Annotated in this window: 19 protein-coding genes; 6 read left to right on the forward strand and 13 right to left on the reverse strand. The window is 45.1% G+C overall.

Features of this window, described 5'->3' with window-relative positions; translation table 11 throughout:
- Window positions 1-2211, reverse strand: a 2211-nt coding sequence (gene feoB, locus QVP94_RS08055; protein ID WP_288213212.1) for a ferrous iron transport protein B, incomplete at its 3' end; no start/stop codon positions are given.
- Window positions 2212-2348: 137 nt separating this feature from the next.
- Here feoB and QVP94_RS08060 point away from each other — a divergent pair.
- Together QVP94_RS08060 and QVP94_RS08065 are read left to right on the forward strand one after the other, a co-directional pair.
- Window positions 2349-2834, forward strand: a complete 486-nt coding sequence (locus QVP94_RS08060; protein WP_008771835.1) for a hypothetical protein — start codon at window positions 2349-2351, stop codon at window positions 2832-2834.
- A gap of 16 nt (window positions 2835-2850) precedes the next feature.
- Entirely contained in the window at window positions 2851-3261 is a 411-nt protein-coding gene (locus tag QVP94_RS08065; protein ID WP_022192340.1) for a 2-amino-4-hydroxy-6-hydroxymethyldihydropteridine diphosphokinase, read from the forward strand.
- On the opposite strand, the gene QVP94_RS08070 is transcribed toward QVP94_RS08065, so the two are convergent.
- From QVP94_RS08070 to QVP94_RS08110, 9 genes are read right to left on the reverse strand one after another with little or no spacing between them, the layout of a single operon-like run.
- Window positions 3205-4218, reverse strand: coding sequence for a class I SAM-dependent methyltransferase (locus QVP94_RS08070; RefSeq protein ID WP_022192341.1), 1014 nt, complete (start codon window positions 4216-4218; stop codon window positions 3205-3207). The two genes, QVP94_RS08065 and QVP94_RS08070, sit on opposite strands and share 57 nt — an antisense overlap.
- The gene (locus QVP94_RS08075) at window positions 4202-5335 is read right to left on the reverse strand and encodes a glycosyltransferase family protein (RefSeq protein WP_005856162.1); all 1134 of its coding nucleotides are present in this window, start codon (window positions 5333-5335) and stop codon (window positions 4202-4204) included. Before QVP94_RS08075 ends, QVP94_RS08070 begins: the two co-directional genes overlap by 17 nt.
- A gap of 4 nt (window positions 5336-5339) precedes the next feature.
- Window positions 5340-6575, reverse strand: coding sequence for a glycosyltransferase (locus QVP94_RS08080; protein ID WP_005856164.1), 1236 nt, complete (start codon window positions 6573-6575; stop codon window positions 5340-5342).
- A 14-nt stretch (window positions 6576-6589) separates the two neighbouring features.
- On the reverse strand, window positions 6590-7225 hold the full coding sequence (locus tag QVP94_RS08085) for a PIG-L deacetylase family protein (RefSeq protein ID WP_005856167.1): 636 nt from the start codon (window positions 7223-7225) through the stop codon (window positions 6590-6592).
- Between the two features lie 38 nt (window positions 7226-7263).
- A complete protein-coding gene (gene vimE / locus QVP94_RS08090) occupies window positions 7264-8571 on the reverse strand; it encodes a UDP-2,3-diacetamido-2,3-dideoxy-alpha-D-glucuronate deacetylase VimE (RefSeq protein WP_010184336.1) in 1308 nt (435 codons plus the stop codon).
- A complete protein-coding gene (locus QVP94_RS08095; protein ID WP_005856171.1) occupies window positions 8562-9515 on the reverse strand; it encodes a GNAT family N-acetyltransferase in 954 nt (317 codons plus the stop codon). Before QVP94_RS08095 ends, vimE begins: the two co-directional genes overlap by 10 nt.
- Window positions 9516-9556: 41 nt before the next feature.
- Window positions 9557-10609, reverse strand: coding sequence for a recombinase RecA (gene recA, locus QVP94_RS08100; RefSeq protein WP_005856173.1), 1053 nt, complete (start codon window positions 10607-10609; stop codon window positions 9557-9559).
- Between the two features lie 9 nt (window positions 10610-10618).
- A complete protein-coding gene (gene bcp, locus QVP94_RS08105) occupies window positions 10619-11077 on the reverse strand; it encodes a thioredoxin-dependent thiol peroxidase (RefSeq protein ID WP_005856182.1) in 459 nt (152 codons plus the stop codon).
- Between the two features lies 1 nt (window position 11078).
- Window positions 11079-12272: a saccharopine dehydrogenase family protein gene (locus tag QVP94_RS08110; protein WP_005856184.1), complete on the reverse strand. Its 1194-nt coding sequence runs from the start codon at window positions 12270-12272 to the stop codon at window positions 11079-11081.
- A 202-nt stretch (window positions 12273-12474) separates the two neighbouring features.
- Here QVP94_RS08110 and QVP94_RS08115 point away from each other — a divergent pair, with 202 nt between their 5' ends.
- Window positions 12475-14760: a sensor histidine kinase gene (locus tag QVP94_RS08115; RefSeq protein ID WP_022192342.1), complete on the forward strand. Its 2286-nt coding sequence runs from the start codon at window positions 12475-12477 to the stop codon at window positions 14758-14760.
- Between the two features lie 6 nt (window positions 14761-14766).
- Window positions 14767-15954, forward strand: coding sequence for a THUMP-like domain-containing protein (locus QVP94_RS08120; protein ID WP_022192343.1), 1188 nt, complete (start codon window positions 14767-14769; stop codon window positions 15952-15954).
- 137 nt (window positions 15955-16091) lie between these two features.
- On the opposite strand, the gene QVP94_RS08125 is transcribed toward QVP94_RS08120, so the two are convergent.
- From QVP94_RS08125 to QVP94_RS08135, 3 genes are all read right to left on the reverse strand, one after another.
- Window positions 16092-16922, reverse strand: a complete 831-nt coding sequence (locus QVP94_RS08125; protein WP_022192344.1) for a hypothetical protein — start codon at window positions 16920-16922, stop codon at window positions 16092-16094.
- Window positions 16923-16956: 34 nt separating this feature from the next.
- Window positions 16957-19878, reverse strand: a complete 2922-nt coding sequence (locus QVP94_RS08130) for an ATP-binding cassette domain-containing protein (RefSeq protein ID WP_022192345.1) — start codon at window positions 19876-19878, stop codon at window positions 16957-16959.
- Between the two features lie 83 nt (window positions 19879-19961).
- Window positions 19962-21629, reverse strand: coding sequence for a putative transporter (locus QVP94_RS08135; RefSeq protein WP_005856194.1), 1668 nt, complete (start codon window positions 21627-21629; stop codon window positions 19962-19964).
- 97 nt (window positions 21630-21726) lie between these two features.
- On the opposite strand from QVP94_RS08135, the gene QVP94_RS08140 reads away from it, so the two are divergent.
- The gene (locus QVP94_RS08140; RefSeq protein ID WP_005856195.1) at window positions 21727-22080 is read left to right on the forward strand and encodes a DUF8478 family putative metalloprotein; all 354 of its coding nucleotides are present in this window, start codon (window positions 21727-21729) and stop codon (window positions 22078-22080) included.
- A gap of 99 nt (window positions 22081-22179) precedes the next feature.
- A partial coding sequence (locus QVP94_RS08145; protein WP_288213213.1) for a TonB-dependent receptor occupies window positions 22180-23825 on the forward strand: 1646 nt, incomplete at its 3' end.

Consider the following 23825-nt stretch of genomic DNA (forward strand, 5'->3'; position numbering starts at 1 on the left):
GTATAATACGCTTAACGTGCTGACAACAACTTCTTTCGCCGCCATACCGGTAAGTAAGCTTACACTCATTTTCCAATCGAATCCTAAAGGAGCCAAGACCGGTTGAATCGTCTGGCCGATACGCCCGATATACGAATTTTGTTGGTGGTCGATTGCCTTCAAGCGTTCTAACTCCTCTATCGTATCTGTTTTTTCTTGAGAATCCAACTCCGTATTTTCGATCTCCGCTATCTGGCGATCAAACTGATCTCCGCTCTCCGAATGTCTGGGGAAATACCCAAGGAACCAGATGACGATAGAAGCGACCAAGATGATACCTCCCATCTTGTGCAAGTATTGTTTCGCTTTCTCCCACATATGGATCATGATGGATTTGCCGGTAGGCATCCGGTAGGGGGGGAGTTCCATTACGAAAGGAACATCCTCCTCGTTAAACAGGAAGCGTTTGAAAAGACGGGCCATGATAACTGCCAGCAAGATTCCGGATACATATAAAGCTAATAACACAAAGCTGGCGTTCTTCGGGAAAAACGCCCCGGTCAGCAAGACATAAACCGGCAGGCGGGCGCTACAGCTCATCAACGGATTTACCAACATCGTTATCATCCGGCTATTACGGCTCTCTATCGTACGGGAGGCCATGATAGCAGGTACGTTACAACCGAATCCCATCACTAAAGGGATGAACGACTTTCCATGCAGTCCCATCTTATGCATGATCTTATCCATGATAAAAGCCGCACGTGCCATATATCCGGAGTCTTCCATGAACGATATGAACATATACAGAATCAAGATATTCGGCAGGAACACGATAACACCTCCCACGCCACCGATGATACCATCCACGAGAAGATCCTTCAAAGGTCCTTCCGACATATGGTTGCGCACGAAATTACCGATCACCTCGACCAATGCCTCTATCCATTCCATCGGATAGCCTCCCAAACGGAAAGTGGCCTCGAACATGATCCACATGAATAGGATAAAGATAGGGAAGCCTAAGACTTTATGCGTGACGAATAGATCGATGATCTGCGTACTCGTTGCCTCTTTGATCGTATTTTGCTCGTAAGTCTCACGCAACGCTCCGGAAATAAAGCCATAGCGTGCGTTCGTGAATGCGGTCTCACAATCCTCTTGCAATAACTTTTCTATTAGGGCTGTATTACGGTCTCTTTCTTGGAAGATCGTTTCGGCACCGGGCAGCGTTTTTATAAATGTCTCTATCTCCCGGTCTCCCTCTAATAGCTTGATAGATAGATACCGCTTTGACAAGCTTTTGGGTATATCCACGCTATTTTTCAAGGTCTTCCTAACATTGCTGATCCCTTTCTCTAAAGACTCTCCGTAATTAATATGGATATGACGGATGACAGGATCTTCTTCTTCGTATACCTTGATTACACGGTTAAACAAATCCTCTATGCCAAAGCCCGTTTTACTTACGGTCGGGATAATCGGTGCCCCGATCATTTTCGCTAAGGACTCATGATCGAATTTATTACCATGGCGTTCCAGCTCATCATACATGTTTAAGGCGATTACCATGCGAACGTCCATATCGATCAGTTGGGCGGTCAAATATAGGTTTCGCTCCAGATTGGATGCGTCGATAACATTGATCACCACGTCCGGTTGCTCTTCATTCAAATGCTTGCGCACGTATAATTCTTCCGGCGTGTAAGCGGATAGGGAGTAAGTACCCGGTAAATCTACGATGCGGAATGTATAGCCATTCTGTTGGAAGGTTCCTTCCTTGGCATCTACGGTCACGCCGCTATAGTTACCCACATGCTCATGTGCTCCGGACGCGAAATTGAAGAGAGAGGTCTTTCCGCAGTTCGGATTACCGACCAAGGCTATGTTAATTGTTTTTCCTTTATGTAATGCGATGGCTTGCAATTCATTGTCGGAAGGCAGGATAAAAGAGTCTGCGCTCCTGTTCGTCTCTTGTACCGAGGTAGCTTGTTCCTTCTCGAAATCCGCTGCGCTAACGACTTCGATCAATGCGGCGTCCGAGCGTCGCAATGAGACATCATATCCCATTACACGATAGTGAATAGGGTCTTTGAGCGGAGCGTTTTGTATAACGATCACTTCTTTCCCTCTGATAAATCCCATCTCGATAATGCGTTTGCGGAAAGCTCCGCGACCCATTACCTTTACTATAACACCTTTATCGCCTGTGCGAAGTTCTGATAATCTCATGTCCTATTAAATGTTACGCGAAGGTAGCTTGAAAACTTCGTACCACCAATACCAACTAATAGGTATTTTTTTAATTCCATGGGTTGTTTTTCGAGTATTTTATGTATGTTTGTGCCACAAATTTCAACTTTAGACAAATGAAACTACGAATTACTTTGTTCGCCACCTTATTGGTTCTTCTGTCTGCTTGTTTTACAGGCTGTAAAAAAGAATTGAAGGATTTCTCTTTTAGTTATAGTATGGAAAGTGTAGATAACTACAAACTAATGGTTCTGTTTGATAGTGACAAGACATTCCGTATCGAGGAGTATAATTATTATATGGATAATTTCGCCAAGAAACGAGATCCTAAAATTATGGAGGGGACATTGACTGACGAGGAGTTTGCTTCTTTAAAACCGATTCTGCAAAAATGTAATTTCTTTAAGATGAAAGACTCTTATGGCTTTGAGGAGGAGACGAACCGGGATTTAGGGGATATCATGTATCAGGTTTCATTTACCACGGAAGGTAAGGAGAAATTTATCTCTATCCGTAATAGCGATACCGGACAATTTTCCGCTTCTTTCGTGAAGTTGATCGGTTTCATCAATACATTCTTGAATAATCATAAGAATGACTAAACGCTTTTAGCCGGAGATGGAGAATAAACGAAACCGGGTTCTATTGTGCTTAGGCTCTAATTGGGATAAAGAGAAAAATATGGAGCGCGCGGCGGAGATGCTGCGTGCTCATTTTGTTTTTATACAGTTTTCCCAGCCAGTTTATACGGAACCGATCGATTGTCCATTATCAACTACATTTTTGAATCGAGTGGCTGTTTTGTATAGCGAGGAGAGTCCGGCGCAAATAAAGGATGTCTTGAAAGATATAGAATGCTGCATCGGACGTAAGCCGGAAGATAAATCTTGTGGGCGTGTGCCAATAGATATTGATTTATTGCAGTGGAACGACCAAATCTTGAAAGCTGAGGACTTGACCCGTGAATATGTTCTAGATGGCATCTGCTCGCTCCTTGCCGCAGGAGAGAATGATGAATGGTGCCAATAGAAAACCAAAGGAGCCGCTGTTGCGGATCAATGCGTTGATACCTTTGCATATCAAGGAAAGAACTGGGTTGCTTCGGTCTGCGTTATAAAATCCTTTCTCTACTTTAAGCTTGAACTGGTAGGGTGCCAATAAGTCCTCATAAGTCTGTATGGGAAGGATTCGTTCGGCCCAATTACCTGTAGCCGGATCGCAAGTATTGTATGGGTCTTCCGGGCTTGGTAAACTCTTTTTCTCGATCGCTTTTTGGATATCGGGATAGGTCAAGCCTCTAGTCTGCCGGGCCCATGTCTCTACTTCTTTTGGGGAGAAAGCCGGGCAAAGTTTCGTTATGAATTGCTCTCGTAATGTATAATAGTTGGGGGATTCCAAAGATCCACTTTCGCATCCGATCATCATCTTATGTAACCGTTGTTGGACATACGGGTTGAATGGTGTAGAGGCTGTCGTGAATAGTAGATACATGGAATCGTTTATATGGATTAAATCCTTGAAGAACAAAGATAAATCATAGACATGTTCTATCAGGTCCGTAGCGATTAAAAGTTGGGGGGAGACTTTGTTCCTTGCGCACCAGTCCGCAAGAACATCTGAATCTCCATGGAGTATGGTATCGGGGCCTATTCCTATTATTTGTTTCAATAGCTGGATCGTCTCCACGGAAGATGGGTTAAGATCAATATAAATAACTTGTCCTATTCCTATGGATTTCGCCAGAATACTAAGGAAGCCGGTTCCTCCTCCATAATCGATTAGCGTGACATCGGAGATAGGGGTTTGTATCGCTTGAAGTCCTCTTTGTAGGCAATCTGCGTATATATGCATGAAATAGCTTAACGCCGGCTTTAAGTTGCCGATGTATCGCTTATTATAATCGCTGATAGGTAATTTATTATAGTCGATCGCTTTCAAACGTTCGGTTAATGTATGTAATAAATCACTTCTATTCTCTTTCATCATATATCATCTTGTATAAACGTATCCCCTGATCTTCATTAGAAAAAGCAGGGAACAATAATTGTTTTCGTTTATCTATCGCCTCTTTATCTATAGGTAGGGCCATTAATTGTTCGCAAGCCCGTATCATCTCATCCGGCGTATCGGCGATATGGCATAAAGGATCTAATCCGCTACCCGCTAGCATGAGATGATTGACAATCGTATGCCTTCCGGCGAATAAGCTGTTCAAAAGCTTTAGTTTTAGGCCGGTATCTTGAAATGTGATTAGCATATGAATTTGTGCGTTGTGGATCAATGCGTCCATACGTTCCTTACTGGGATTTGCTTCTACTTTTATATGTGGGTAAGGAGCGGCTGCCTCTCGTATCAAACGGGTCGGGTTCATGCCCGCTATTATGCAGGTATGTTTTAATTGGCTGAAAACATGCTTGGTGAGAAATAACACGGCTCGCTCATTCTCGATAACGGATAACTTGCCATGATATAAAATATAATCGGATTTTCCCGGTTTGGCCGTAATCCGATTATTCTCGTGGAAACAAGGAACGAACTCGATCCTTTGATTGGGAAATTGTTTTCGTAAATAGTCTGCGTCTGTCGTGGATACGGCGATTATCAGATTTGCGTACTGTGCTACTTTCTGATAGGCTTGGAAGCGCATGGCCTCGATCTTGAAAAAGGCATTGCGAACCAATCCTTTGCCAGACTTTGCCAAGTGGCGATAATAATCGTGCTCGATATTGCACTCCCGGAATATCTTCATCCGGTTTCTTAAACGGGGATCGTCCATATAATAGCAGGAGTGGAGGCCCTCAAATAAGATCGGGTAATCATTTTGTAAAAGATTCTCGATCAAGCGATGATCTTTACGGCTATATACATTGTAAGGGAGCCATGTTAAATTAGCGATTACCCCGGTACGGCGTTTATAATAGAAAACCTTGTCGCAAATGCTTTCTAATTCCGGTGCGTGCGGACGTTCATATTCGAAACAATGTAATATGAGTTTCACGCCGCATGCATGCAAGGCCTCCAGTTTATAATACACATCAATGACCCCTCCGTAATTGGCGGGATAAGGTATATTGAACGATACTATGTTGAGGTATTTATCCATCTGCTTAAATCTCCTCAAATATACGCGCAAATTGGCTAGCTTGCTCTTTCCGGGAATAATTCGATAGCTTATCCCGATTGACGGGCGAGGTCGTATATCCTTTTTCCTGCCATTCCTCATAGTAATGTTTCAAGAAATCGTACACCTCGTCTACCCGGGTTGCGGCCAGTCCAGAATGGGTCTCCTTGATGGCTTCGGCGAGGTAAGCCTCGTCACTCTGTACGCATAAGATGGGTTTTTCTACCGCAAGCGATTCAAAGAACTTAGTTGTCATGAAGCCTTTTGGACCAGACGTGTCAAACTTATTCGTCAAGGAAAGCAGCACCGAGCTTTTGTTCAAGATGAGGGGAATATCGGATGCCGGTACATACTCATGGTAATCCATGAAAGATTGCACCCCATGTTGTTCGGCCTCTTGGCGGATGATGGAGCGGGACTCTTGATCGGTATACCATACAACTCGAAAAGTTTCGGGGATAATGACCTTGTCCTCCGTAAGACGGGCGATGGCCGCAAATAATAACTCCGGATTTCGGATCGCTAAACTTAACAACCGTCCGGTATAGGTAATGATAAACCGGGAGGTCTTGATTTGTTGCGGATAGAACAACTCGGGATCGAATCCGTTATAAATCAGTTTTACATTGGGATTATATTGTTTAAGTACCTCCACGTGCCAAGGCGATACGGTCGTGACACAATCCGCTACCTCCAAAGCGTTATTCCGCTTTCTAAGTAACCGTTTGCGAAATCGCTTTGTGATGAATGCGTCTAGCCATGAAAATGTATGGAATTTATGCGATATATATTCGTTGGAGGCGTATTGCTCGATAATATCTCGTAAATCCACGACGAAAGGGAGGTTGGTATGGATCGCTAACGTCTTGGCGGCGGTTAAAGGAAAGGTACGGTATGTGCTACACAATATTCCTTTGTACTGGTTGGTCTTTATTAAGGGAATACATGCGTTGATTATTTTCATGTCTTTATAACCAAACAAGATGTCTAGAAACATGACCCACATCCATTCGATATGCTTTGAGATCTTTCCTGATGCTTTGTAGTAGCGGACGCAATACACGTCCGCATACCCCGTAAGGAATTCGAATGTATTGTCTTCTATGTATTCTGTCACTACGGTAACTTCCCATCCCATGCGTGTCAAATATTTGCATAGATATCCCATTCTGGGGGCGAAAGCGGGTGGGAACATATCACATATGATAAGGAGTTTATTCATGGATTCAATCAGGGTTATAAGAATAGACGAATGACTTCAAACGCTTCCGCATAGGTACATCCTGCTTGGACGCCCCGTGCTCTTGCTAATGAATAGATAAAGTCCTTGGATAGATAATCTCTCGCTCCTTGCGATTTATAGGCTTTCAATGATTCTACCTTTGCGTCGATATGGCGCTCTTCCAGCCTTACAAAACATTGTGTATTGAATGTCAGGTTGTTCCAGATTAACTCATAACCTAATATATTCGTGTTTTTGAACGCTCGTAGACCCTCTTGGGCGATCGTCGTATGATCTTGGTGGATGTCGTGCAAGCTAGGGATGAAGACTAGGTCAAAATCGGATACTTTTTTCAGGCGTATTAACTCCTCTAATATCTCTTGTCTTGCGTATCCCAGTTTTCTTACTTCGTAATTGTATATGATTAGGTTTCCCGGTTCTATACCTAAGGTCTGGGTCGCTTGCTTGACCTCTGTCTTCAAGATATCTTTCGGAAAACCTTCGGGAACCGATTGCTGTGCGGTGGAGAAAGCCACATAGGTCACTTTTTTACCATCTTCTATCAGGCGTGAGATAGTTCCCCCCAACCCAAGTTCCCCATCATCCGTATGAGGGGCGAGGACTAAAATATTTTTACAATTAGTAATCATTCTTTCTGATTTATTTGAATACAGGGATTTTGTTGTTTTCACTGCTTCGCTAATTCTTTTAATAGCTGGGCGTATAATTTACGTAAATAACTTCCGGACCCTTCTTGTACGGAGTCATTATGCCATAGTAAAACCAATTCACCTCCTACATTATTTACTTGTTCCACTAAATTCCGGCAATAGGTTAAAGCCCTGTCAAAATCCAGTCCCATATATTTTTCCTCCTCTAGGGTACAATCCATTATAATAAGCGGATGTAGTCGGAGAGGAGATAGCCGGCGGGTGATCGGATTGATCCAACGAACCGGGTAGCAAGTCCCTAACCGGAATCCGGAGACATCGGCATACCCCATGGTGAAATCGTCCGTAACCCCAGCAGCCTCTATTTGGTCCATATCTTCCGGTTCCCGGATAGCCAAGAAATGATGACGGTTGAACCGAACATTTTTACCGATATGATCTTCCAGACCGGTTTTCTCTTTCCGGATAAGGCTGGGAGTCGTACCCGCTTGGTAGCTACTATGCAAACCAATAGTTACATTATGCTCTAGAGCACTTTTTATCAATTTACGAATATCTTTATTCCTCAAATCGTAATGAGGTTTGTCGTGCTTGGCTTTCCCCCCGTTCCGGATAAATAGGATAGGGTGACATTGTTCCTTCCCGATCAAATCCTGAAGGATACTATTCTGGCGGAAAAACCAAGGGAAGGTATAAAACGGGTCTTTCTCAAGGGTACCGAATTTACCTTGAAAGGATTTATATAAACCTCTTCTATCTCTAATAGACCGTATCAAACCTTTCCACGAACGATATAGAGTCGGAGAATCTACGTCGTGCGTGAGGTAGATCTTCCGGATTTGCTTTTTTACCTCGGGTACACGTAACCGGGATTGGCGTAGCCAACGATGAAGCAGCATGCGATATTCATCCACGATCGGACGATGCAGGAAACCGGCCCGGTAGGGCAAGGACTCTTTACCGGGAAATCTTCCATGCTCATCCCGAAGTCCACGCCGTACCATCTCCTCGTATCTGGAAATGAGAAAATAAGTACTTGCGATGATATCGGCATGAACCACCCATGTATCTCTTACCCATTCCTCTTTCGGCGAGCCGAATAACAAGGGGATACCTTGAACCTCTTGCAAAGGGAGTTCCGGTAAGGAAGCAGGAGTCCCGTATGTTTGTCCATCAAAGAAGCCGGATGGAATGATAACGACGTTATATCGGTCGAATTTATTGGGATCAGCCGTGTACCCGATCGTTTCCACCAGTTCGCTAGGGACATCATCTCCTACAAGAAAACGTATTATATAATGTAAAGTGCGATTTTTCATACCCATTTGCTTAGTTTAATGCGTGCTCTGTCTAATAAACTCAATTTCCCCCTAGATATTGTGAAAAATGGGGTTTGGATAGCTCCGAACTCGCGGAAGAAACGTTCTACTCCGGGTAGCATAGACCCTTCGAAATCAAATACCGTCGTAAATTGAGAAACGAAATGAAGACATTCCCACAGGACGTAGCTTTGCGCTCCGGAACCTCTATAGACCGGATTTCCTCCTCCAGCGAGATAGTAAGCCGATCGATCTTGCCATACGATGAAAGCGGCCGCATGTAAATGGCCTTGCTCGTCATAACCTCCCCATAAATCACCTTGTCCTCTTTGTCGGCAAGTGGCGATCAAGTCTTTCAGTACATTCGTGTCTTCCTTGATTCGTACATGCTGGCGGTCAAATGTTTGGGCTTGTACAGCTAGGAACTCATTCAAAGGAATCCCTTTTTTTACGGATATATGGTATTTATTCTGCGCTTTCGTAATATTTCGCCGGATATTGGGGCTCATATTCTCCCATACCGCTTGATGATCCCGGATATTTTTTAATAAATAGGTATAACGTGTCGTTTGGTTATATCCCGCCCAATAAAACGGAAGCCAATCCGTGATGTCATAATTGAAATTTTGCAGGAAGTGCGGATAGCGTTTTAGTTCTTCCGTGAATTGTTTGCATAGTTCTTGACGTCGTCCTAACTCGGTCGTATATTTCGTGTCGGAGGAACTTGCGGTGAACCAAGGGCCCATTGTTTGGGTGTAAGAAGGCATTGAGACAATATCGGAATGGGGGACGTAAAGGGGGAGGGTTGCCTGTATCTTTCCCTTTTGTTCTATAAGCAAGACATCCCATTTTTTTTCTCCGCAAACCGTATCCAACCACCAGTCATGTGAGAAGATCGGTATATTTTTTTCAGTATTGCAAAGTAAACGATATTTGTCTTTATTACTCATTACAATTTCGTATAGGGGCGGGGGGTGCCCGCCCCCGCAAATTACTTGTTGGCTTTTAATGCCTCAAATATTAATTCGGATAATTCGTCTGCCAATTCGGGATTGTCCTCGACACATTGTTTTGCCGCATCACGACCTTGTCCCAATTTGGTATCATTGTAGCTGTACCACGAACCGCTCTTCTTGATGATATTCAGTTCAGAGCCAAGATCGATGATCTCTCCGGAACGGGAGATACCTTGACCGAACATGATATCGAACTCTGCCTTGCGGAATGGAGGAGCCACCTTGTTTTTTATGACTTTCACACGCACTTGGTTACCCTTGATCTCGTCACCATCTTTCAGCTTTCCAATACTACGGATATCCAAACGGACTGAGGCGTAGAACTTCAACGCATTACCACCAGTCGTCGTTTCCGGGTTCCCGAACATTACGCCGATCTTATCACGCAATTGGTTGATGAAGATACAGGTCGTATTCGTCTTATTGATCGCAGCTGTCAATTTACGAAGGGCTTGCGACATTAAGCGAGCTTGCAGACCCATCTTGCTGTCTCCCATATCGCCCTCAATCTCAGCTTTAGGAGTCAAAGCGGCTACGGAGTCGATAACAATGATATCTACGGCGGATGAACGGATCAACTGCTCGGCTATTTCCAAGGCCTGCTCACCGTTATCCGGCTGGGAGATCCATAGGTTCTCTACATCAACGCCTAACTTTTCAGCATAGAAACGGTCAAAAGCATGCTCCGCATCGATAAATGCGGCGATACCTCCTTTTTTCTGAGCCTCGGCGATCGCATGGATCGCTATGGTTGTCTTACCGGAAGATTCCGGACCATAGATCTCGACGATACGTCCTTTCGGATATCCGCCTACGCCCAGCGCTGCGTTTAAAGCGATAGAGCCTGTCGGTATCACCTCGATATCCTCGATGTTTTCATCGCCTAGTTTCATGATCGAACCTTTTCCGTAGTTCTTCTCGATTTTATCCATTGCCGCACGTAAAGCCTTTAGCTTATCCGTGTTAGCGGCTGGTTTACCACCTTCTTCTTTCGCTTTTTCTTCGAACAAATTTTCTTCTTTTGCCATATGTGTCCCTTATAAATTAAGGATTTGATTTGCATGGTCTTTTGTCTTCACCTCTTTCGGCCCGATGATATTAGTAACAATACCTTCCTCGTTAATGATAAAGGTGGTCCGGAGAGTCCCCATGTATGAACGTCCGTACATTTTTTTCTCAGCCCACACACCAAACTGTTCTTGTAAGGTCGTGTCTGTGTCCGCTATTAAACGGAAAGGTAAGTTTTGCTTTTGTATAAAGCCTTGATGCGATTTGGCGCTATCTTTGCTTACTCCGATGATCTCGAAGCCTTTCGCTTGTAAGGCTTGATAGCCGTCACGTAAGCTGCATGCTTCCGCCGTGCAACCGCTCGTGTTATCTTTCGGATAGAAATAGAGCGCTACTTTTTTCCCTTTATAGTCACTCATCTTTACCTCTTTACCGTCTTGATCGGTTCCCAAAAACTCGGGAACCTTATCGCCTATTTGTACTGCCATATTACAATTCTAAGTCAATGTTAAACAATTCATGCCAAGGCAAACCTTGCTCATTTAGCTCTTTCATGAATGGGTCCGGATTGAATTCCTCTACATTCCATACTCCCGGTTTCTTCCAAATGCCTTGCATAAATAATTTGGCGCCGATCATGGCGGGAACACCGGTGGTATAACTAACACCTTGCGCTCCTGTCTCTAGATAAGCGGCATGGTGGCTACAGTTGTTGTATACGTAATAAGTTAATTCCTTACCGTCCTTGATACCACGGATGCGGCAACCGATGGAAGTCTCGCCAGTATAATTCTCTCCCAGATCACCCGGGTTCGGCAATACGGCTTTTAAGAATTGGATCGGAACGATTTCCTGCCCGTTGTAAAGGATCGGGTCGATACGAGCCATACCGATATTTTGGATGACACGTAGATGAGTCAAGTATTCCTGTCCGAAAGTCATCCAGAAACGAGCCCGTTTGAGGGTCGGGAAGTTTTTGGTCAAACTTTCCAATTCCTCGTGATACATCAAATACGATTCTTTCGGTCCTACATTCGGATAATTCAAGGCTTTATGTACGCTTAACGGATCGGTCTCCTTCCATTCCCCATCCTCGAAATATTTGCCACGTTGAGTAATCTCACGGATATTGATTTCCGGATTGAAATTGGTAGCGAATGCCTTATGGTGATCTCCTGCGTTGCAGTCTACGATATCCAGATAGTGTATCTCGTCGAAATGATGCTTTGCCGCATAGGCTGTATATACGCCGGTAACCCCCGGATCGAAACCACATCCCAAGATAGCGGTAAGACCGGCTTTCTCGAAACGATCTTTATAGGCCCATTGCCAGCTGTATTGATATTTGGCTTCATCAAGCGGTTCGTAGTTGGCCGTATCTAAATAGCTAACGCCGTATTCCAGACAAGCATCCATGATATGCAAGTCTTGATAAGGTAAGGCCAGATTTACCACCAAATCCGGTTTGAAGGCGTTAAACAAGGCAACAAGCTCTTGCACGTTATCTGCGTCTACCTGTGCGGTTTGCACTTTTACGTTCTTGATATCGGCGGCGATCTTGTCGCATTTACTTTTCGTACGGCTAGCTACCATGATATCCGTGAAGACATCCGCATTCATCGCTATTTTCTTAACAGCAACGGTACTTACGCCCCCTGCACCAATAACTAATACTCTTCCCATTTACTAATAGAATTAATCTTGTTAATATACAGTTTACAAGGTTTTCAACCAATGGACAAATATACGGCTTTTCCTTGACAATCCCTATAAAAGATTTATTTATTCATTTTAGAAGGGATGAAAGGAAAGAAAGATACAGCTAATGAATGTGAATACTGAAAATAGTCGTACTTTTGTCACATTTACTGTTTAAAGTTTGGACATGAGATTTTTAAATTATGCCGGGGGTGTTTTTATTCTGCTCTTATTGGCGTTGGGGTGCAAACCCGAGGCGAAGCGGAGCCGTGTGCTTGTGATCCAATCTTTTCGGTGGGATGACAAGAACTATCTGGAATTAAACTCGGATATCCGGAAAGAACTGAGAAAAAACCGGGTGAATGCGGACATCCGCACGTTTTATCTCGACTGTGAGTGCTATATGGCTGAGGAGGAAGAGGAACGGATGTATAACTTTATCGATACGATACGTCTTTGGAAGCCCGACCTCATATTGGTGAATGATGATCAGGCTACCTATACGTTGATGAAATGCGGCCATCCTTTTGTAAAGAAAGTTCCGGTTGTTTTCTCTGGCGTCAATTTCCCTAATTGGGATTTGCTGGAAAAATATCCGAACGTAACAGGTAGTTGGGACAAGATTGATTATAAGGAAAACCTTCGTTTGATCGATCAGCAAATGGGAAAGTCTCGCATTTATATCAATTATGATAAGACCTCCTTAGGGCAGTTGGCTTTCCGGGAGTTGATAAAAGCGGTCGATACGAGCCGATATGTATTGAATTATAATCAATTGGCTTTCCAATTAAATGACCCGGACTTTAAGGTAGATTCCATGACGTTTAGAACCGAGATGAGAATGAAGGCGATACGTCCTTCGAAAAATGTAATTCATTTCATGCCTTTTCGTAAAGCCAATGGGGAGTTTTTATTGAGTAATATTAATGGTACCTATCCTTATTGCGTATTTTTCAATATCCGTTATGACTATACATCCGCAGGTTTGTCTAAGATGTTCGTGACTCCTTCATTTACGGCGGTGCGGGAAATCTTTAATATAAACGTGGAAGTTCTGGGAGGCTATTTTTGCTCGAATCGCATACAAGCGGCGGAACAGGCTCGGTTGGCGGCTAAAATTCTTTCCGGTACGCCTGTCTCTTCCGTTCCGATCGTAGAGAGTCCTAAAGAGTATCTGTATGATTGGGGGGAGATGCAACGTTTAGGTATCTCAAAGGAGGAGGTCCCTACTAATGTTCACATCATCAATATGCCTATTTCTGAACGGTATAAGATTGGGGTTTTTATCGCCTCTTCCTTGGGCGTGATCTTATTGCTGGCATTGATCGGTTATTTGTTTTATCTCTATTGGCGGGAAGCAAGACGAAGGAAAGCGGTGCTCGCTAATTTAAAGCAAGAGAAGGAGCATCTTTCTTTAGCGTTGGAAGGGGGGAATATATTCGCTTGGAAATTACAGTCTGGTACCTTCCGGTTTGACAACGAGTTCTTTAGCTATGTGAATATTTCTCCCCGGGAAATTCCTTTGGATGAGCTGTACGAGATGACTCATCCGGACGATAGGCAGAGTTTGCGCTCCTTGATTGATTTCATTTGTACGGGTACGATCTCTCATCATATCCTTCAATATCGTTGCGATTTTAACGGGAAAGGTTACCAATGGTGGGAATTTCGTTACGGAAGCTTAGAGGATGCGAATGATGGGTATGTAATCAATGGCTTATGTTTGAATATCCAAAATATCAAGGATACGGAGGAGGTCTTGATCTCTGCGAGGGAAAAAGCCGAGGAGTCGGATCGGATGAAGTCGGCTTTCTTGGCGAATATGAGCCATGAGATCCGTACGCCGCTGAATGCGATTGTCGGTTTCTCGAATTTAATGAACTCGGAAGAGGTCTTGGAGCCGGAAGAGCGTGAGCAGTTCGTGAAGTTGATTAATACGAACTCCGACTTACTATTGAAACTGATCAATGATATTTTAGATCTTTCCCGTATGGAATCTGGAAAGATGAGTTTTGTTTTCGATCGCCATGATTTGAATGTCTTGATCAATGAAATCTATTGTACTTTCCAATTGATGATGCCCGAGGGGGTAGAGCTACGCATGCGTGTCCCCGAGATCCCGGTGGTTGTGGCGGTAGATCCTTATCGGCTGAAACAAGTATTGTCTAATTTTATCAATAATGCCATCAAGTTCACGACTTCGGGCTATATAGAAGTTGGATACTATTTCTGTACGAAAGGCGACTGCCTTCATATCTATGTAGAAGACACTGGTATCGGCATCCCTGAGGAGAAACAGAAGCAAGTCTTTGATCGTTTTTGCAAATTGGATGAGTTTGCGCAAGGCACCGGACTCGGACTGGCGATTTGCCAAGTGATAGCGCAGCGTTTCGGCGGTGAGATACAATTGAAGTCGGAATATGGTAAAGGTAGCCGTTTTACGCTAACTTTGCCTAAAGAACGTATAGGTTGACAAAGCATGGAACAAATAGAGGAACTTTCACGATTTATCAAGGAACATGCGTCGGATGATTTGAATCGTCTGTTGCTTTCCGCCTCTCGTTATCCGGGGATCGATATCCCTTTCGTGGTGGATCAATTAAAATCTCGGCGGCAGATCAAGGATAAACTACCTTCATGGTATCAAAACGATCGACTGGTTTTTCCGGCGAAGATAGCGGCGGAGCAATGTTCCTCGGAACAGACTGCCTTGTACAAACAGAGGTTGGTAGATCCACAGGCACATGTATGTGATTTGACTGGTGGATTGGGGATCGATAGCTATTTCTTCTCCCGGAAAGTACGGCAGGTTACCTATATCGAACGCTTTTCCGCTTATTGCGAGGCGGCTATCCATAATTTCAAGGTGCTAGACGTTGGTAACGTAACGGTATTGAATGGTGATTCTACGGAGTTGATAGATAAGATCGATGGAATAGATGTGTTTTATATCGATCCGGCTCGTAGGGGAGAGGGGAATAAGCGGGTTTTTGCGCTGCAAGATTGCGAGCCGGATTTGACAAAGTTGGTTCCTGTCTTGTTTGGTCATGCCTCTAAGGTGATCGCTAAATTATCTCCGATGGCGGATATTCATATGACGTTGGATTTGCTTCCGGATGTGACAGCCATACAGGTGCTTTCGGTGAAAAATGAATGTAAGGAGCTTTTGTTTGTGTTGGAGCGAGGCTCGAAAGGCGGGAGTCCTCAAATCTGTTGCGTGAATTTCACTTCGGAGGAAGAGCCGGAATTGTTTGTGTTCTCATTGGTGGAAGAACGGGAAGCTGTCGCTTCCATCCGTGGAGAAGTCAAGCGTTATTTATACGAACCGAACGCTTCCATCTTGAAGGCGGGTGCGTTTAAAGCGGTCGCCACTCGTTTTGGATTGAATAAATTGCATGTCAGCAGTCATTTATATACGTCGGATGAGGTTGTCCCTAGTTTTCCGGGACGTTCTTTTGTGGTAGACGAAGTGATCCCCTTTACGAATAAACAATGTAAGACCTTGTCGAGGCAGATTCCCCAAGCGAATATCACAGTCCGTAATTTCCCCCTCTCGGTGGATGAGTTACGTAAGCGAACTAAAATTGTGGATGGAGGAACTATCTATCTTTTCGCTACTACTCTGGAAAATGGGGATAAGGTACTTATCAAAACTCATAAGATATAGGATACTGCATGGGCGTTGCAGTGTTACTGCATAAGGGTTGCAGTACTATTGCAAGGCCTGTTGCAGTGATATCCGAAGGGATATAAAAAAAGTGTATGATGTTATCACCATACACTTTTTATGATATGAGGTTTATATTACTTCAATAGATTCGCACGCATTTCCTCAATCTTAGCTTTTGACTCACGAGCCGTATTTATGGTTGCTACCATTCCGCTTAACGGAGCGATTGTAGTTCCTAATTGCTCCAAGTCAGGATAATATTTAGCTAAGTCGGCTGTGATCTGCTGGATGATACCGATACGTTTTTCCATATTCTCGCTCAAACCGGCGGAAATAGCGTCGCCTTTAACAACCAAGCCCGGGTTTGCGTATACAATGGCATATTCTACAGCCATGCCCCCTAACAACTCAAGCTCAACGTCAGCCTTATCATTTTCCATCATAGCGTCGATCAATTTGTTTTCTTGGTTTTTCATGAATTTGCTTAACTCCTCTTTGCTGGCGTTAGCGGGAGCGGACTCTTTCATGATGTCGATAGCGAATGGAATGTCCAAATCCGTAGTCAATTTAACCAATACGTTCTCGATATCTGTAGTCGGCTTTTTCATAGCCTTCAATACGTTCAAGTCTGCGAAGTAGATACCGCAAGCACGTGCTTTCTGGGCTTGTGTGTTCAATTCGGAAACCTTGCTGACCGGCAACATAAAATCAGTATTAGCGACAGAGATCGTAACCTCGCCGGTAGATACTTTGTAAGGCAACTCCGAATCCGGCATATCTTTCAAGAAACGAGTAACCTCGTCTTTCAACTCGACAGTAAGCAGACCTTTAGATACTTCTCCCGCGATAGCTGCTTCTTCCTCTACTTTTTGCTCAGCGGCGTCTTGTTTTTTACTGCTGTTGCAAGATACCATTCCAAATGTAATCGCTGCTATGGTTAGCAGGCTAACAAAACTCTTTTTCATGTTATTCTTTATTTTTAGATTATATATTTTGTCATTAATCGCTCCCTTTGTTTAAATACTTGCCGGGAAACTCTGCGAAGATAGATATAATTACCAATAAAGCAAAGATTCCTAACATTAATAAATTAAATGTAAAAGTAGAAAATGTATAACCGGCGAATTTTTTCTCATGACTATAGAAAGGCGCACGTCCCCAATTATTGTCCGGTTCCAGATAAATCTGCCCGATTTTAGGATAGATCCGGTTGTGAGCCTCCTTATAGAATTGGGTACTGGTTGAGTTAAGTACCAGTTCCTCAATGGCCGAGTTATGGTGCTCTTTTTTCAAGGTGTTCAACCATTCGGAGCCATGTTCTTGAATGACCTCTTTCCGTTTTTTCTCTAATAACGCCGTGAAATTATCGCTACGGGTATGCAGGGCTTTTTCCACTTTATCCATATAGCTCTCGTAACTCTCTTTGGACGTATAGGGGGCGATACGGGCGGCACGGGATAGTACGGCCAGTTCGTTGTGGATCGTCCGGGTGTTCTCTTCCCGTTTCTCCGGGATCAGGTTGAGGCTGTTTATGAGGCTGCGCACCTCGTCGGCATGGACATTCCGGTAATATTGCGCTAGGAACTTTTCTTTTTCGACCGTGAAAAATAGGCGGTTGTAGCTGTTGTTCCGGAATTGTTCCGTAACCAACGCCTCGAATGCCCAACGTGAGGGGATAACCTCACCGATAAGAGGCACTATGTTCCGGCTGGATGCGCTCCTGCTCAAATCGTCGAACTTGACAACTAAGCCGCAAAGTAAGATCTGCGGGATTAAAAGCAGCGGTATCGTTATATAGATCGCTACGATCGAGTTTAAGGATTGCGATAGTACCAAACCTGTCAGGTTGGCGAGGAATGAGGTTGCCCATAGCGTGATCCACCAAGTAAGGAACATCTCGCTTCCGATGCCTATCAATAAATTTCCTACCACTATGAATAGCAAACTTTGGATCGCAGAGATACAAAGCAGGTAGAACATCTTTGACGAGAGATAACTGCCTCGGCTCAATCGCAAGAATCGTTCTCGCTTTAGGAGCGTCCGGTCCTTGATGATCTCTTCGGCACTGATGCTTAATCCTGTGAAAGTAGCGACAATCACCGCCATGAAAATGTAGGATACCAGATTTTTGTTCGCCAGCAAAGAATACCCGTCATCGGGTACGAAGCGGGTGAGCAGGGCCACGATCACCGCCAATAAAGGTGCCTCCAGTAAGGCGATACATAAATACTGCTTATTAGTCAGCTTGGTTTTTATGTTTCTTTCCAAGAAGATACAGAATTGCTTCCAGATCGAGGGCTTCTGCTGATGATTCGGGGGCAGGGGGGTAGGCTTAACCTCTTGGAACTTCGGGCGGGAAGCTACATATAACTCATGCCATTCTTTTGAAGTTATCTTCCGGATGTTTGTCTGGTTTCCGCTATCGTCTATCTTTTTTGCGTCGATAATAGTTAGGATTAGTTCCGGATTGATATTTCCACAGGTGCCGCAAACACTGATGTCTTGATCTGTATAATTGGCGATCCGTTTGAAATAGGTGATCGCCTCGATCGGGTTACCGTCGTAAATCGGGTAACCGCCGGTATCTAATAACCACAGGCGGAGGGACAACTTATAGATCTCGGACGAAGGTTGATGGATATTGACAACCACGAGCCGTCCCCGGTGCGTTTGTTCCTTTAACAGCATGATGACCTTCTCGGAGTCGGTGGACGAGAGGCCGGAGGTTGGCTCGTCCAAATAAAGGATCGCCGGCTCACGGATAAGTTCCAGTGCTATATTTAAACGTTTACGCTGCCCTCCGCTGATCGTTTTCCGGATTGGAGACCCGACGGCCAAATCCCGGATCTTGCTCAGATCCAAATCCTCCAGTATCGTATTGACACGATCCTCGATCTCCTTTTCGGTCAGGTTCGCGAAACAAAGGCGGGCGGTATACCATAGATTTTGGAATACGGTCAGTTCCTCGATCAGCAAGTCATCCTGAGGCACGAAACCGATCAATTGCTTGCATTCCGGATCACTCAGCGGATGTCCGTTCAAGCATACACTTCCCTCACCGGGGATAATATTCCCATTTAAGATGCTTAACAAGGTAGACTTACCAACGCCGCTTCCTCCCATGATGGCTACCAACTGGCCGGATTCAAGGTTGAAAGAGAAATTGTGCATACCGTTCTCGCTATTCTTGAAGCTGAACTCGATATCCCTCCCGGTTAATAAAATACGTTCCTTATGCTCATTCTGATTGAATACATCGAGGACATCACTATAATAAACCGGCAAGAATAGCGGGCTTTTGATTACGCCGCTGCGTTGCCAGCCATAGAAGATACCGGAAGTAAGCGGGATATCGTTCATGAATACCCGTCCGCAGCCTTGGTAGATAAAGACCATTCGGTCGAACCGGGTCAGTCTTAACACCCGTATCTCGCCCTCCAACCCCCTTCTGTAGATATGGTTGACGTCTTTATCGCTATCATCAGCGTTGATCGTAAGTATGGAGGGGGATTTTTTACCGACAACAAAGGCGTATAGATTGTCGAAGGTATCCGTGTCGATATTAAATATCGTAGCGATCTTATGGAAAATGGCTAAGTTCTCGTTCAATCCTTCATTGTTGCCATGGGCGAACTCCATGAAACGGAGAAGGAGCAATAGCTGGTCTTCCGCAATCAATTTGGGCTTGAGCTGGTTGCATACGTTGATAATAACACTCTCTCTATCGATATCGAAGTCCGGATCATCGTAAACACTTTGTATCTCATCAAATAGCTCCATATATTCTTTATGGGAGCGGATACCAAAGTGACTGGTTAAGTAAGAATTGACGGCCTGACGCGCTTGGTCACTTTCTATTTTTGCCAACGAAGCAAATATAGCGAACAAGTTCAGTAGCCCATTGAGTATAGTTTCATTCATTCATCAAAGTATTGTTTCAAATGTCTTGCAAAGATAAGGTAAGTGAAACAAAAAACAGGTCGAATGTTAGACTTTTTAAGCAGTCAAGTGAATAACATGATCAATAATTGGGCAGAAATCACCCGGATGAACATGGATAACGGGTAAACCGTAGCGTAAGATACGGAAGGCTCGTCACCCTCGACGGTCGTATTGGCATAACTCAAGGCCATCGGATTGGCCATGCTTCCGCATAGCATACCTATGTTGTGGGCGTAATCTAGCTTGAAGAATTGCGAGGCGATGAACCCGACGATCAAGACCGGTACGATCGTCAATAGGAAACCGAGACCGATCCATAACAATCCTTCGGCACGGAAGACGGTCTCGAAGAAATGAGCTCCGGAGTCGATTCCCAGTCCCGCCAGATAGATCACTATACCGAACTGCCGCATCATCAGGTTTGCGCTCTGGGTGGTATAAGTCGTTAGGTGGAAACGGGGGCCGAACGCACCCATCAAGATTCCAACGATGATCGGTCCTCCGGCGATACCCAGCTTGATGGGGGTACTCATTCCCGGTATGGCGATTGGGATCGCCCCGATTAATACGCCCAGCGTAAGTCCTACGAATATGGCAAGCAGGTTGGGGTTATCCAGCCGTTTCAGCTCGTCTCCCAAGATCTTACCCACGTTATTCACGGAATTGGCCTCGCCTACGATCGTTAGTTTATCCCCGATCTGTAGACGGAGGTCACGGGAGGCCACCAGATCGATACCCGCACGGTTTACCCGGGTGATGTTGATCCCGTATAGGTTGCGGAGCCGGAGCGAGCCTAGCTTTACCCCGTTTACCCGGTTGCGGGTTACGACGATACGGCGGGAGATCAATTGGCTGTCGATAGCGTTCCAGTCAATATCTTCCTTATTCCAGTCCGTAGTCTCTTGTTCTCCGAAAAGTACCTTGATGGATTCGACATCCGCCTTTACGGATATGATAAGCAAATGGTCTTTTTCCTTTAAGATGGTTTCAGAGGTAGGGATCGTCACCTTTCCGTTTCTCCAGAGGCGGGAGATCACGAAATGTTTCTCTGTCAATTTCATGACTTGCTGGATGCTCTTATTGTAAATAGAGGGGTTTAATACCTGAAATTCCGCTACGTTTGTTGTCGTGTCTTGCTCCTTATGCGTGCTCTGTGTCTTTTTTGCGAATAAGGACCTCAAGATGATAATAGCGAGAATTACGCCTACGACACCTAATGGATAAGCTACGGCACAGGCCAGAGCCATATCCGTTACGTTCCTCGTATTTTCCGGATCCATTTGTAAGAGCGCTTGCTGGGCGGCACCTAGGGCCGGGGTATTCGTTACGGCACCGGATAGCAACCCTACCATAACGGGGACGGAAATTCCTGTTATCCAATGAAACACCAACGTCAAAATCAGTCCTAAAGCGATCACCCCTAATCCCATCGTATTCATTTCCACCCCGCCTTTTTTTAGGGAAGAGAAGAAACCGGGACCTACCTGCAATCCCAAGGTATATACGAAAACGATAAGCCCGAAGTTCTGAGCGAAGTTCAGCATGTCCTTATTTACGGTAATGCCCAGATGCCCTGCCATAATACCGGCGAAGAATACAAAAGTGATGCCTAATGAAATGCCGAATATCTTTAGCCGCCCTAAATACACACCAACCGCCGCCACGATAGAAATGACGGCCACGGCCTGTATCATCGAGGGTTCTGTAAGCGTCTCAAGTAACCAATTCATAAGAGTTTCTTTTTTGCTTTAGAAGCGCAAAAATATATAAAACAAAGCAATTAAAAAAATTGTAGTATCTTTGCCCACGAAATAACGATGATACAGGGTGAGGGAAACGATGGTTAAATATATAAAGTGGTTGCTGCCGGTACTTTTTATTGCGTATTATAGCAGTGTCTCGCTTTTTACGCACGTCCATGTGGAGCATGGTACGACCATCGTGCATGCGCACCCTTTCAAGAAGACGGCGGACGGTACTTGCCATCATCATACCTCTTTGGCGGAGATACAGTTGTTTCATATGCTCTCATCTATTCACGTGATGGACGGGGCGATTCACCTGTTACGTTTACAATTCTATTCTTTAAAAATATCTAATCTCTCTGAGTCTCCGGTCTATCCGGATCATGTCACTTCCGTTGAGGGACTGCGATACCTGCGGGCTCCCCCAGTTGTTTGATTACATATCCAGAAATCAATATCCGTTTGTAGAGACGGGGCATGCCCGTCTCCTCGGCAATTCGTAATCATTAATATTCAAACAACTATTAATCAAGCAATGAATAAGTTCATTACACTTATACTATGCCTGTGCTGTGTCTTTACATCAGCGTGGGCAGAGGGAGACGATCATACCTCCCTGAATCCTTCCGACGCTAATATCGTAGGCCATATCCTCGATAAGAAAACAGGAGAGCATCTCTCTTTTATCAATGTCTACCTCCACGGTACGACGATCGGTACGACCACCGACGCTACCGGTCATTACTATATGAAGAATCTTCCCGAGGGAAAATACACCTTGGTCATGAAGTCTATCGGATATAAAACCGAGGAGAAGACGGTGACCCTTAAGAAAGGGAAGACATTGGAGATCAATTTCAATGCCGAGGAAGACGCTGTCTCCTTGGACGGTGTCGTCGTATCGGCAAACCGTAACGAGACGACCCGCCGTCTGGCTCCTTCTTTGGTAAATGTACTCGACTCCAAGGTGTTCGAGACTACGCACGCCACTTCCTTGGCCGACGGTCTGAACTTCCAGCCCGGCGTGCGTGTGGAGAATAACTGCCAGAATTGCGGTTTCCAACAAGTACGTATCAATGGTCTGGAAGGCCCTTATACCCAGATCTTGGTGGATAGCCGGCCGATCTTCAGCGCCCTGACCGGCGTATATGGCTTGGAGCAGATCCCGGCAAATATGATCGAGCGGGTAGAGGTGATGCGCGGAGGAGGCTCGGCCTTGTTCGGCTCGTCCGCTATCGCCGGTACGATCAATATCATCACGAAGGAACCGATGCGCAACTCTGCCCAGATTGCCCATTCGTTGACGATGATCGGGGGAAGCCGTCCGGATAATAATACGACCGTGAACGCCTCGTTGGTGACGGACGATCATAAGGCGGGTATCTACCTCTTTGGGCAGGGCCGCCACCGTGCCTCTTACGACCATGATGGCGATGGCTACTCGGAGCTGGGTAAGCTGGAGGCGAAGACCCTCGGATTCCGTTCCTACTTGAAGACCAGCAATTATTCCAAGCTGACTTTCGAGTACCATAACATCAGCGAGTTCCGGCGAGGTGGTAATTTATTGGATCTTCCGCCTCACGAGACGGATATCACCGAGCAGACCGACCACCAGATCAACGGGGGAGGCCTGAAATTCGATCTTTTCTCTCGCGACTACCATCATCGGCTGAATGTGTATACCTCCGCCCAGCATACGAAACGCCAGAGTTATTACGGTGCCGGAAAAGATCCGAACGCCTATGGTAACACGACGGACATGACCTTTATCGGTGGCGCCCAATATTCCTACGAATGGGATAAATGCCTTTTTATGCCCGCTACCTTTACGGGAGGCGCCGAATATAGCTACGATGATCTGCAAGACGAGATGCTTGGCTATCACCGTACGATCGCCCAGACCGTGCATATCGGTAGCGCCTTCGCCCAGAACGAGTGGAAGAATGACCGTTGGAGTTTCTTGATCGGTGGCCGTTTGGATAAGCATAACATGATGGATCATGTGATCTTTAGCCCTCGTGCGAACGTGCGCTTCAATCCGACGAAGGATATCAACCTGCGTATGTCGTACTCCAGCGGTTTCCGGGCCCCTCAAGCGTTCGACGAGGATTTGCATATCACCGCCGTGGGGGGCGACGTGGCGATCATCCAGATCTCTCCGGACTTGAAGGAGGAGAATTC

Source organism: Parabacteroides sp. CAG:2 (genome assembly GCF_000436315.1).
GTDB classification, from domain to species: Bacteria; Bacteroidota; Bacteroidia; order Bacteroidales; family Tannerellaceae; genus Parabacteroides; species Parabacteroides distasonis.